This is a genomic window from Psychrobacter sp. ENNN9_III (assembly GCF_001462175.1).
Taxonomy (GTDB): domain Bacteria; phylum Pseudomonadota; class Gammaproteobacteria; order Pseudomonadales; family Moraxellaceae; genus Psychrobacter.
In genome coordinates, this window is record NZ_LNUO01000048.1 from 1 (window position 1) to 12,401 (window position 12,401).

Genomic DNA, 12,401 nt, shown 5'->3' on the forward strand with positions numbered 1-12,401 from the left:
AGTAAAAGCTTATCGGTTGTTTTTGTTGAAATTTATTATTATGTCCCTCATTATTAATTTTCAATCATTTAATTAGCGTTATCAATCCCTTATCAGTACATTGTCGCGGTAGATAATCATTTGTATTTTGTATCTGACAAAGTTTGCGCTCATAGCGGATTGCTCAATGCAGCACTTAATTGTATTACTACGCTCATGGCTTATGCCAAAAGGTTACCTATTATGTCAACGATTCAAACACCTACTCAGCACACACCCAACAAGCGCACTGATAGCATCAAGTTGGTAGATGAAGCGCAGGCAAGAACCAATCTATTAGGTATGACGCAAGCTCAGCTCGCTGATTACTTTAAGAGTATCGGCGAAAAGCCGTTTCGTGCGACGCAAGTAATCAAGTGGATATATCAGCATGGAGTGACTGACTTTGAGCAGATGACCAATCTAAGTAAGTCGTTACGCGATAAGCTGTCTATGCATGCCTGCGTGACCCCGCCAAAAGTCATCCATCGTCAATATAGTGATGATGGCACGCGTAAATGGGTGTTTGAGGTGACTGGTGGCTCACTGGTTGAGACGGTGCTAATCCCAGCAGATGATAGCAAGGTTAATGGTCGCAAGACCTTGTGTGTGTCTTCACAAGTAGGCTGTGCACTTGATTGTAGTTTTTGCAGTACAGGTAAACAAGGTTTTGAGCGTGATTTGAGCGTTGCTGAGATTATTGGGCAGTTGTGGGTCGCCAACGCTTCTTATATGGCGGACGAAAACGACAGCTTAGAGAACGTCGATCATAGCTTGTGGGAAAACAACGTGACCAACGTCGTTATGATGGGAATGGGTGAACCATTATTAAACTATAAACCAGTGGTCAGCTCCATGGAGCTTATGCTCAGCGACCATGCTTATGGTTTATCGAAACGCCGAGTCACTTTATCGACGTCAGGTGTGGTACCCAAGATGTATCAACTAGCAAAAGACATTGATGTAGCCTTAGCCATCTCACTGCACGCACCCAACGACGAATTACGTAATGAGCTGGTACCAATTAATAAAAAATATCCGTTAAGCGAGTTGATCGCTGCGGCAAAAAATTACGTCTATGACGTTAATCCGCGCCACAAAAAACACGTCACGATTGAATACGTCATGTTAGATGGCGTCAATGACAGCAATGAGCACGCCAAACAGTTGGTTGCATTACTTGACGGTCTACCAAGTAAAATAAACCTGATACCATTCAATCCATTTCCGCATGCGCCTTACGATAAATCAAGTAACAATCGCATTCATGCGTTTAGTAATATTTTGAGCGAAGCTGGCTTTGTTTGTACCATTCGCCAAACGCGCGGTGATGATATTGATGCAGCCTGTGGTCAATTGGTCGGACAAGTCGCCGATCGAACCAGACGGTCAGCAGCATGGCAACAAAGCATTAAAGATCGCGATGCTAAGGGTAACGCTGCTGTCTAATGAGTGACGGAGTGACAGTAATAGTGGCTCAGTCTAAGACAAGAAACAGATAGGGTTACGTTCCTATTGGTTTTAGTAAATAATATTTATAACCATAAAAATGCAGTCATAGTAACTAAATTGTACTTAAGGGGTCCAAATCCATTAAACTAATGGCTCATTGGAACTCTAGTGTTAAATTCACAGTACTAAAACTCAGTTTTATGATGGCGGCTATGATGATGTTTGAATATTTTTGTCAATTTAAGACTCAGCGTAAAACTTCTTTAATAATGAATGAGCCCTCAGTTGCGAGTGCTTATCAAAAAACAAACTATACTATCTCTGGTAATCCAAAGTCTAGTAGCCCAAAAAGTCGGCTGATGGCTAGTGCAATAATTGCCTTATTACTAGCAGGTTGCCAAAGTACATCAACAGATGGCTTAACTGGAAGTACGCGTTATCAAACGTCTACTCAGCCAAGCGATATTCGTAATCTTGACAAGCAAGAGATCGCTCGCGTACGTACATCGCTTGCCGCGCAATACATTCGCAAAAATGAGCTTGATACCGCGCAGCGTCAACTCGAAAAAGCTTTTGCTGCTGATAGCCGATACGCGCCAGCCTATGATATGATGGGCGTTTTGTTACAGCAAGAGGGCAGCCGCCTCAATCTTGAAAAGGCCGATCAATACTTTAAAAAAGCCATCTCGCTTGACAAGGATTTTGATCAAGTGCGTAACAACTACGGTGTCTATTTATCACAGATGAAGCGTTATAGCGAGGCGGCAGAGCAGTTTGAGATTGCAGGTGCAGCACTTGGTTACGAAGGACGTATTGGTGCACTTGAGAACCTAGGGCGCACTTACCTACAATTGAATAACCATCCCGCGGCAGCCAAAGCATTTTTACGGGCTTTAGATGGTAATCGTAATAGCTTGATCGCTCATATTGAGCTGGTCGATTTGTTGCTTGAGCAGCAGCGTGTACAACAAGCACAACGGCTTTATGATGAGACTTTATTGCTTGTACAAGGCCAAGGGATTAGTCCTAGATTGCTTCTGCAAGGTATTAAGCTTGCCGCCGTTCAAAATGATAGAACCACGCGTCAACAATTAGCACAACAGCTATTATCTGCTTATCCATTAAGTGATGAAGCAAAACAACTTAAGACTTGGCTTAACAATCCAGAGGCATCATGGAAATGAACAACCCATCATCAAATCATCAGTCTAATGCTCAGGGATCATTTGGTGCCACGCTGCAGCAAGCCCGCAAAAGTAAACAGATCAGTTTAAAAGAAGCCGCCAGTGAATTATTCATCTTAGAGCGTCATTTAAAAGCACTAGAAGAAGAGGATTTTGCCGCTTTACCGCAAGTTACCTTTGCGCGTGGTTTTGTCATTAATTATGCAAAATTTTTGCAGTTGGATCCCACAAAAATCGCGAAAAGCTTTGATGCAGCGTATCCAGATGAAATGAGAGCGCAGTCGGTGAGTAACATTGATACACCGCTGCGCCCAATGGGAACCTTACAACGTGATAGTCGTAGCCGCATCCGCTTTAACCCGTTGTTGGTTCTTGCAATCATAGGGCTTATTGTATTGGCGGTATTTTTATTCCGTATGGTAACCAATGCCAGTCAAGATAACGCTACATCTATAACAGCCGTTGAAGACTTATCAGCATCAGAACAAGCGCAAGGAGCAGCGGTTGATACTCAGTATGATATTACTGGTTTAGATAGTGTGGGCGCGTCTGGTTCTGCACTCAATCTGGATAGTAGTAGTGATATCAGTGCGGTCACATTGGACGTTGAGATCACAGACACTACCAACGTAAATATTACGGATGCGTCTGGTAACAGTCTGATGTCAGGCAGCCAAACCAGTGGTAACTATAAACTGCTTGGTACGCCGCCATTTAACATCCAGATTGATAATATCGACAATGTAAAACTATTACTTAATCAAGACTCGGTTGCGTTAAATGAGTATGCAACCGATAAACAAGCAAGCTTTGCTTTAGCGCCGTAATGATTTGATCGTTACAGGTTTAATAATCTGTCATGATGATATTATTACCTCTTTAAGATTGCTTATATTTTTTATCTTTTGTTCTGATTAAAGGATTCTTTATGTCCACGTCATCGCCTATTACTCGCCGTCCTACCAAAAAGATCTATGTCGGTGATGTCGCGATTGGCGGCGATGCACCGATTAGTGTGCAAAGCATGACCAACACAGACACTTGTGATGTAGCCGCAACAGTCGCTCAGATTGAGCGCTGCGTTGATGCTGGTGCTGACTTCATGCGCGTCTCGACTCCGACGATGGAGACAGTTGAAGCGTTTGGTAAGATTCGTAAACTGGTGAGCGTACCCTTGGTTGCTGATGTGCATTTTGATCATAAGATTGCACTGGCAGTTGCCGAAGCGGGAGCAGACTGTTTGCGTATCAATCCAGGCAATATCGGTAGCGATGCCAAAGTACGTGAAGTTGTGGCCTGTGCCAAACATCATAATATTCCAATTCGTATTGGAGTGAACGCAGGCTCCTTAGAAAAGGACATTCAGCGTAAATATACTGAGCCAACAGGCGAGGCGATGCTTGAGTCAGCGATGCGTCATATCGATATATTGGAACGTTTAAATTTCGATCAATATAAAGTATCTGTCAAAGCGAGTAATGTGTTTTTGACTTTGGATGCTTATCGTTTAATATCGGCACAGATTGACAATCCGCTACATCTAGGGGTCACTGAAGCTGGGGTATATCGTACTGGCGCTGTCAAATCTGCAATCGCGCTTGGTGGTTTATTATTAGATGGTATCGGTGATACTATTCGTATCTCTTTGGCAGCAGAACCAGAAGAAGAAATCAAAATCGGTTTCGATATCTTAAAATCACTCAATATTCGTTCTAATGGTGTAAACTTCATCGCATGTCCAAGCTGCTCTCGTCAAGAGTTTGACGTGATTAAGGTAATGACTGCGTTAGAAGCTCGTTTAGAAGATGTGCGTGAGCCCATGAATCTATCAGTGATTGGTTGTAAAGTGAACGGTCCAGGAGAGGCAAAAGAGTCCGACATCGGAATCGTAGGCGCAGCTCCCAAATCACTGGTATACCGCATGGGTGAAAAAAGTCATCTTATCGATACCAATAATCTGGTTGATGAGATTGAGAGTATGGTACGTGCTCATGCAAGCGAGCTAGAAAAGTCACGTGAAAATGAAATTATTAGAGTTAAATAGCTGACGCCAAAACTATTCATCGCCCATTGTGAATCTGTGAGTAGTAAATCATTAGTAAGCATCTAAGCGCTAGTAGTAACGATAATAACAATACAGACAGTCGTTATAATATTTGAGGATATAACCGAATCATGATCAAAGCTATTAAAGGGTTTAATGACATTCTGCCAGAACAGGCAGCGAAGTGGCTACAACTAGAAGCTGTGTTGGCAAATGTATTGGCTCGTTACGGTTACGAAAATATTCGTCTGCCCATCGTTGAGCAGACTGATCTCTTTGCTCGCGCTATTGGCGGTGCGACTGATATCGTTGAAAAAGAGATGTATAGCTTCGCTGATAAGTCTGAGCCACCAACACCTCTGACCTTGCGTCCTGAAGGTACAGCAGGGGCAGTGCGTGCAGTGCTTGAGCATAACTTGCTACGCGGTGATACGCCAAAACTTTGGTATATCGGCCCTATGTTTCGTTATGAGCGCCCGCAAAAAGGACGCTACCGTCAGTTTCATCAGATAGGGGTAGAGAGCTTTGGTAGCGCGTTGCCAGATGCTGATGCTGAGCTGATTGCGATGACCCATCTGATGTGGCAAGAGCTGGGTCTCAAAGATGAGATGCGTTTGCAATTAAACAGCTTGGGCGAAATCGATGAGCGCCGTGCCTATCGAGATGCTCTAGTTGCCTACTTAACGGACAAGCAAGATCAGCTTGATGAAGACAGTAAGCGCCGTTTGACTACCAATCCGCTACGGATTTTGGACAGTAAAGAGCCAAGCACCCAAGCACTGCTTACTGATGCACCTAAGCTTGCTGACTTCTTAGGGACAGAAAGTAAGGTCCATTTTGAACAAGTTCAAGCGTACTTAACGACGCTTGGTATAGATTACGAAATCAATCCGCACTTAGTTCGCGGTCTTGATTATTATAATAAAACGGTTTTTGAATGGGTTACTGATAAGCTTGGTAGTCAAGCAACTGTCTGTGCTGGTGGGCGTTATGATGGTCTGATTGGACAGCTAAAGTCTGTCGGCACACGTAACGACAAGCCAGTTAAGTCTGAGCCTGCTGTTGGTTTTGCAATGGGTCTTGAGCGTTTATTGCTACTTATTGAAGCGGTAGCTCCTATGCCAAAAATGTCAGTCTGTGATGTCTTTGTCGTTGCGCAGCCAGAAGTCTATGGGTTTGGTATCAATTATGCGCAAAAGTTACGTGATAGCCGTCCAGATTTGCGGGTTAAGATGGCAAGTGCAACCAGTATGAAAGCACAAATGAAAAAAGCGGATAAGTCTGGTGCAGCCTTAACGGTTATTATTGCACAGCAAGAGCTTGACAATAACACAATCAGTATTAAAGACATGCAAACTGGCGAACAGCAATCAGTTGCCCAAGAGTGGCTGGCAAGCACAAAGAATTTTACACGTCTGTAATTACGTTAGTGGTAGCGTCTGGTAGAATGACCAGCGCTCACTTGCCGCTCAGTAATTAGATTTTAGCAACTAGATTTTATCAGGTAAACAAACATGGTTCAAAATACCCAGTCGCCAAATACAGACAACTCTATGCAAGCGCTCAAGCAATATGGTAGCTATATCTTAACAGCTATTTTATTGGCCTTAGCCGGTTATTTTGGCTGGACATATTGGCAAGAGAATCACGCACGGGTAGATACCGTAGCCGCTGATCAATATGCTGATATCCAAAGACTTAACGAAGAAGTAAGTCTAGCAGCACAGAACCCAGATCTAGAGGCTGAAGCATCCACAGCACTCGCTGCTAGTCGTGCTCAGCTAAATGATGACATCGATGCATTAGTCAGCACGCATGGCAAATCGGTTTACGCTTGGCAAGCCTTAATGATCAAAGCTCGCCAACAAGTCGATAGCGATGATTTTACGGGTGCGACTGAGACTTTAGAAAAGGCATTGGCCATAGATTTAGGGGATGCAGGTTTAAATGCGATTACGCGTTTGCGTTACGCTGAAACATTGTTGTCAGCAGGAGACATAGATGCAGCACTAGCAGAAGCTAATAATGATATGCCAAGCTCATTTGAGGCCAGCCAACAAGAGCTACTAGGTGATATTTATTTGGCAAAAGGTGACGAAGATGCTGCTATTAAAGCTTATACTAATGCTTGGAGTCTGATTGGTAAACGTCAAGAAACTAGAGCAGTATTGGCATTAAAAATGGAGAGTCTGGGTATTGTACCTGAACCCATCGATGAACCTGCTAGTCTTATTCAAGCAGCTGCCATACCAGAACCAACAGCAGCGCAAAATGCCAGTGCAGATATTCAGAGCGACGTTAACAATAGTAACGATTCTGACCAAGCAGCGCAGTAAATCCGTATTATAATCAACAATAATGTATATCGTAGACAATGATAATGCTACCGGTGACAGCTTTTTAAGCCAATAGCATAGTCCGTTTATCGATAGTTAATTTATTCGTAATGAGAGCAGACAATGACCCTATCTAATCGCTTCAGTAAAAAAACCAAAAATAAGACCATGAAGTCGACCGTCATGAACGTGGCGGCTTTGGCGCTGATGACGACTGCTGTTGTTGGTTGTAATCGCGGTATTAAGCCGGTGGTAAACGATCCAGTTGAACTGGTACAAATTGCACAACCTGTTAGCGTTCTGCAGCCAATATTTAGCGTCGACGTTGGTAACAAGAAAGCCAGTAAAAAAGACCCGCTTGCCTTACAAGTTGGCTACAGTAATACCCAAACTGTCGTCGCCTCACGTGGAGGTGAGTTGACAGGTTTTAATAATGCAGGTCAGCGTTTATGGTCAATAGACGTCGGTGAGCAAATTACTGGTGGTGTGACAGTAGATCCACTGAGTCAGGCTGCTATTATCAGTACACGCAGTGGTTTGGTCATGGCTTTTGATAGCACAACTGGTGCTAAGCGTTGGCAAAAGCAGCTGTCAGGTTCAGTACTAACGCCTGCGCTAATTAGTAACAATCGAGTCGTTTTGTCTGCTAACGATGGTTTTTTACATGGCTTGTCTTTACAGACCGGTCAGTCGATTTGGCAATTTGCGACTCAAGTGCCAGCTATTAGCGTGCGTGGTAGTGCAGCACCAACATTGTTAGATGACAAAACTGCATTACTTGCTACTGCTGATGGTCGTCTTCATGCTATTACGATCGATAATGGCTTGCCGCAGTGGTCAAGACGTGTTGGTGTCGGTGCTGGCAGTAGTGAAGTTGAGCGTATGAGCGATGTCGATGGTATGCCTGTTGTCGATAATAATCAGCTATATGCGATTAGCTACAGCGGTCAATTGTTAGGGATTGATTTAGCATCGCGCCAAGTCATGTTCGTCAACGAGCTGGCTAGCTTAAAATCACTTGCTGTAAATAGTCAACAAATCATTGCCACTAGCTTAGAAGGTAAAGTTGTCGCTTACGATCGTAATAATGGTAATATGTTGTGGGAGAGCGAAGCGCTTGCTTATCGCGACTTGACGAACCCTGTCATGATAGGCAATTATATCGCTGTCGGTGACCTTGAAGGAGTCGTGCATCTGTTTAATCCTGCAAACGGTGATATCGTGAGCCGAGTACAGACTAAGGGCGCATTGACTAACCTACAAGTGCAAGGCAGTCGATTAATGACGCAAAGTACTTCTGGACAAGTAGCTATCTGGCAATTAGCACGTTAAGTAGCAAATGATAATGCAATCTTGACTTACTTTTACATTATTAATGTGCTTTATTGAGCAATAGCTTTTAAAAAATCTATAACGTTTGAACGCTGCTTTGTCAGCGTTTAATGCCTTGTATAGTCAGTGCGTTTCACGTACTCTATGCGCCTTTATGATAAGTGCCATGATTTACAGTTGATAGGATGTTTTTTACTATTAGTCCATCATCTACCCCACTAAAAGACTATTATCTTTTATAATAGGTTCTTTGTCTTTATCATTCATTTAAGTTTGCGGTTATATGACACCTATTTGTTGTTATTGACCATTATTGAGAGTAACGCATGAGTATCAAGCCCGTGGTCGCGCTAATTGGTCGCCCCAATGTAGGTAAATCTACTTTATTTAATCAATTTACCAAAAGTCGTCAGGCTTTGGTTGCTGATCTGTCCGGTTTGACTCGTGACCGTCAATATGGTGATGCTACCTATGAAGGCAAATCGTTTATCGTGGTAGATACTGGCGGCATCGGTGAGGCTGATGATGGGAGGGGAGATATCGATGACTATATGTCTGAGCAGTCACATACTGCAATTCATGAAGCTGACATCATCGTATTTGTGGTTGATGCACGTGCTGGTATGATCGGCGCTGATGCAGAAATTGGTAAGTTTTTGCACACCCTAGGTAAGCCAGTATATGTGGTCGCCAACAAAGTTGATGGGGCGCATGATTCTGCACCTGCAGAATTTTATGCACTAGGATTAGGCGAGCCTTATCCAATGGCTGCCAGTCATGGTCGCGGTGTCGGTAACTTACTAGAAGTCATCACAGCTGATATGCCAGAAGATGTCGATGCAGGAGAGCCGGACGGGCTTAAACTGGCTATCATTGGGCGTCCAAACGTAGGCAAGTCGACTCTTGTTAATCGTCTATTAGGTGAAGACCGAGTCGTTGTGTTTGATATGCCTGGTACGACACGTGATAGTATTTATATCCCTTACAAACGTGATGGCAAAAACTATGTATTGATTGATACTGCTGGTGTACGTCGCCGTGGCCGTATCGAGGAAAAAGTAGAAAAATTCTCTGTTATCAAAACCTTGCAAGCGATTGAAGACTCTAACGTCACTGTCATTGTAATCGATGCGCAAGAAGGTATCGTTGATCAAGACCTTCACATGATTGGTTATGCACTTGATGCAGGTCGAGCGTTAGTCGTTGCGATTAATAAATGGGATGGGCTAACTCACGATCAAAAAGACTATATCAAGATTGAGATGGAGCGTCGTTTTAACTTTATACCCTATGTAAAAGTGCATCTGATCTCTGCGTTGCATGGTACTGGCGTCGGTAATCTGTATCCTTCTATTTTGCGCGCCTACCAGTCCTCAATGTTTGAAGTGTCTACCAACCGCTTAACGCAAATACTGCAAGATGCAGTCGTTGCAAACCCGCCGCCAACTGTTGGTGGTCGCCGTATTAAATTGCGTTACGCTCACATTGGTGGTCATAATCCGCCAGTCATTGTCGTTCACGGTAATCAAACAGGCTCGTTGCCAAAAAGCTATCAGCGCTATCTTGAAAATCAGTTTCGCCAAGTGTTTAAGCTTGAAGGCACGCCGTTGAATGTGGTCTTTAAGCTGAATGAAAATCCCTATGCTAACAAAAGCGATACGCCAACTAAAGCCAAAGCTCAACAATTGCTACAGCGTCAACGCAATCGTAAGCAAAAGTACTCAAAAAGTCACAGAAAAACAGATAAAAAACGATAATTGATGTCTCTAAAAACTTCTCTAATAGAGGTCTTCAGGCTAGTTGTCTAAAAATTTATTGGTAAAGTTCTTTGGTTTTTTGCATTCTTACCATTTATCGTAAAATAAACAAGCCATACACTTATGAGGTATTATAAGCCAAAGCCATCATAAATTGATTGATTGACATGAGTATAAGTTCTTCTAGAAACATACCCACGATTATTCGTAGTTCTGTATTACAAGCTATCATTGTGGCCGTTTTTGCAGGCTTCTTACTGTCTTTTGTTTATACATTCGTCTATAATTATCAACAAAAACGTCTACACGTTCAGCAGTTGGGTGAAATGCTTGCAAATAGTGCTTCGACCCCCGATGGCGCAAACTTAGTTGCTCGGCAAGTCAGTATACTGCTGGACAATGACCCATTCTTACAAAGTATTTTATTCTATTCAACCGATCAACCTATTGATTCATTGAGTCAAGGCAATATCGATAGCGTGAGTAATAATTGGTATAGCGCTTGGTTTGCCGATACGGTCAGCTTTAATTATCCAGTCACCAGTCGTTATCTTACAGGTAGTAGTATCCAACGCGCCAATTCCTCCCAACGTCTCGCTACCGCATCACCTATCAATGTTAAAGATATGTCAATATCAACCACTCCGTTGGCTGCGCGTAATACATTGGTCGGTTATATTAATATTACGTTAGACATGACTCAGCTACGTTGGTATTGGGTACGAGTTAATCTGTGGTCATGGCTTGCAACCACCATTTTAGGGGTTATCTTTATTTGGTATATCCTGCGCAAACTTAATTGGCCAACCAAAGATATTATCGAGCTTGCAAAAGTGTGCGAGATAGCAGCTAATAACCCTGAGCTTAAGCAGCTACCCACTATTCAACAGCGCTTCGAATTTGAAGAGCTTATACGCATAAAAAAATCTTTTATTATTCTGTTTGAACGACTAAGAGTGGCTCAGCAGGATTATCTTAATCTTGCAGATTTTGAGCGGCAGCTTCGCAATAAAGATTTGTCCCTTGATATGCAGCGCTCAAACTTTCAAAACATGATTACTCATGAGCTAAAAACTTCTCTTAATGCCATTACAGGTGGCTTGCAGCTTTTGGATAATCAATATCTTAATGACGAACAAAAAGATACATTGGCCATTATTCATAAAGGCAGTCATCACTTAGAGCTCACTCTCGAGCAGATTATTCAGTTAAATAGAATAGAAAAAGGCCAAATGGTGGTAAGTTTAAGTGAGTTTAATCCACTAAAGGTGATCGCTAATCTGATAGAGAAGTTTGAGCCTACAGCTAGGCAAAAGAATCTAGAGCTTATCAGTCGTACTCATCACGCTGAGTATACTTTAGAAGGTGATATAAGTAAGATTGAGCAAATTTTAACCACATTGATAGATAATGCAATAAAGTTTACTCATACAGGTCAAGTTATTATTGATTCTCAACTGACACATTTTAATGAAAGTATTCGCTGGCAAGTTAAAATTATTGATACAGGTATTGGAATTAGCACAAGTTATCTAGAAGATATATTTACTCCATTTTTTCAAGTTGATTCGTCAGATACTCGTGAGAATGAAGGAGTGGGAATAGGACTGTCAGTGGTCAAACAAATTGGCCAGCTTTTGGGGGCAGCAGTTGAAGTGGAAAGTGAGCTTGGTGTAGGCAGTAAGTTCACCGTTACAATGCCACTGCGTCATAAGAGACATACACAGCAAGAAGATCTCCTAAAAGGGATTAACATAGTGTACTATCATCATGATGAGGTAAGCTCGATGGTAGATGTGCTAAGAAGACTTGGTGCTGATGTCAATTCTCAGCGTAATGGACAATCGATGATGGATTATATTTCAAAAGTGAAAGTAAACGTCATCATGTTTGCAGAAGAAGTGCTACCTGAACAAGTTGCCCAATTAACTAAGTACATTCGCAAGCGAGAGACCACTTGTCGCGCATTGTTGGTTTATTGGTATCCGCTACATAAAGAGCGGTATGTAGAGAGCTTTGAATACGATCTAAAAGCTGCGGGTGTAGATTACTGTCACAGTACGGTGCAAGATCCTAAACTATTGACTGTGCTATTGAAGAAGTGGCTAACTTAACATCATAAAAATTTTAATGAGCAAGCTTTACTCATTATTAGGTGTAAAGCGTCAAGTCAACATTATGACGCACGCTTGACTGGTAAAAATTTGCTTGTTGTGCTTATGCTGACAAAGTCTTCGTAAGATTTATACCAGTCCCACGAACTTTTTTATATTGATTT

At 42.5% G+C, this 12,401-nt stretch carries 9 protein-coding genes; all 9 read left to right on the forward strand.

What is annotated here, in order from left to right; genetic code table 11:
* Positions 1-222: 222 nt before the first annotated feature.
* On the forward strand, positions 223-1,467 hold the full coding sequence (gene rlmN / locus PENNN9_RS03675; protein ID WP_058368388.1) for a 23S rRNA (adenine(2503)-C(2))-methyltransferase RlmN: 1,245 nt from the start codon (positions 223-225) through the stop codon (positions 1,465-1,467).
* 272 nt (positions 1,468-1,739) lie between these two features.
* Entirely contained in the window at positions 1,740-2,654 is a 915-nt protein-coding gene (gene pilW / locus PENNN9_RS03680) for a type IV pilus biogenesis/stability protein PilW (protein ID WP_082637976.1), read from the forward strand.
* The gene (locus PENNN9_RS03685) at positions 2,645-3,481 is read left to right on the forward strand and encodes a helix-turn-helix domain-containing protein (protein ID WP_319822885.1); all 837 of its coding nucleotides are present in this window, start codon (positions 2,645-2,647) and stop codon (positions 3,479-3,481) included. The genes pilW and PENNN9_RS03685 overlap by 10 nt, the downstream gene beginning before the upstream one ends.
* Positions 3,482-3,582: 101 nt before the next feature.
* A complete protein-coding gene (ispG, locus tag PENNN9_RS03690) occupies positions 3,583-4,698 on the forward strand; it encodes a flavodoxin-dependent (E)-4-hydroxy-3-methylbut-2-enyl-diphosphate synthase (protein ID WP_058368390.1) in 1,116 nt (371 codons plus the stop codon).
* A gap of 131 nt (positions 4,699-4,829) precedes the next feature.
* Positions 4,830-6,119, forward strand: coding sequence for a histidine--tRNA ligase (gene hisS / locus PENNN9_RS03695; protein WP_058368391.1), 1,290 nt, complete (start codon positions 4,830-4,832; stop codon positions 6,117-6,119).
* A gap of 93 nt (positions 6,120-6,212) precedes the next feature.
* On the forward strand, positions 6,213-7,034 hold the full coding sequence (locus tag PENNN9_RS03700; protein ID WP_058368392.1) for a YfgM family protein: 822 nt from the start codon (positions 6,213-6,215) through the stop codon (positions 7,032-7,034).
* Between the two features lie 123 nt (positions 7,035-7,157).
* Entirely contained in the window at positions 7,158-8,366 is a 1,209-nt protein-coding gene (bamB, locus tag PENNN9_RS03705; protein ID WP_058368393.1) for an outer membrane protein assembly factor BamB, read from the forward strand.
* Between the two features lie 326 nt (positions 8,367-8,692).
* On the forward strand, positions 8,693-10,123 hold the full coding sequence (der, locus tag PENNN9_RS03710) for a ribosome biogenesis GTPase Der (protein WP_058368394.1): 1,431 nt from the start codon (positions 8,693-8,695) through the stop codon (positions 10,121-10,123).
* A gap of 167 nt (positions 10,124-10,290) precedes the next feature.
* The gene (locus PENNN9_RS03715; RefSeq protein WP_058368395.1) at positions 10,291-12,237 is read left to right on the forward strand and encodes a sensor histidine kinase; all 1,947 of its coding nucleotides are present in this window, start codon (positions 10,291-10,293) and stop codon (positions 12,235-12,237) included.
* Positions 12,238-12,401 lie beyond the last annotated feature (164 nt).

Coding starts and splice junctions, on each gene's coding strand:
- rlmN (WP_058368388.1), top strand. CDS start 223: ATGTCAACGATTCAAACACCTACTCAGCACACACCCAACAAGCGCACT.
- pilW (WP_082637976.1), top strand. CDS start 1,740: ATGAATGAGCCCTCAGTTGCGAGTGCTTATCAAAAAACAAACTATACT.
- PENNN9_RS03685 (WP_319822885.1), top strand. CDS start 2,645: ATGGAAATGAACAACCCATCATCAAATCATCAGTCTAATGCTCAGGGA.
- ispG (WP_058368390.1), top strand. CDS start 3,583: ATGTCCACGTCATCGCCTATTACTCGCCGTCCTACCAAAAAGATCTAT.
- hisS (WP_058368391.1), top strand. CDS start 4,830: ATGATCAAAGCTATTAAAGGGTTTAATGACATTCTGCCAGAACAGGCA.
- PENNN9_RS03700 (WP_058368392.1), top strand. CDS start 6,213: ATGGTTCAAAATACCCAGTCGCCAAATACAGACAACTCTATGCAAGCG.
- bamB (WP_058368393.1), top strand. CDS start 7,158: ATGACCCTATCTAATCGCTTCAGTAAAAAAACCAAAAATAAGACCATG.
- der (WP_058368394.1), top strand. CDS start 8,693: ATGAGTATCAAGCCCGTGGTCGCGCTAATTGGTCGCCCCAATGTAGGT.
- PENNN9_RS03715 (WP_058368395.1), top strand. CDS start 10,291: ATGAGTATAAGTTCTTCTAGAAACATACCCACGATTATTCGTAGTTCT.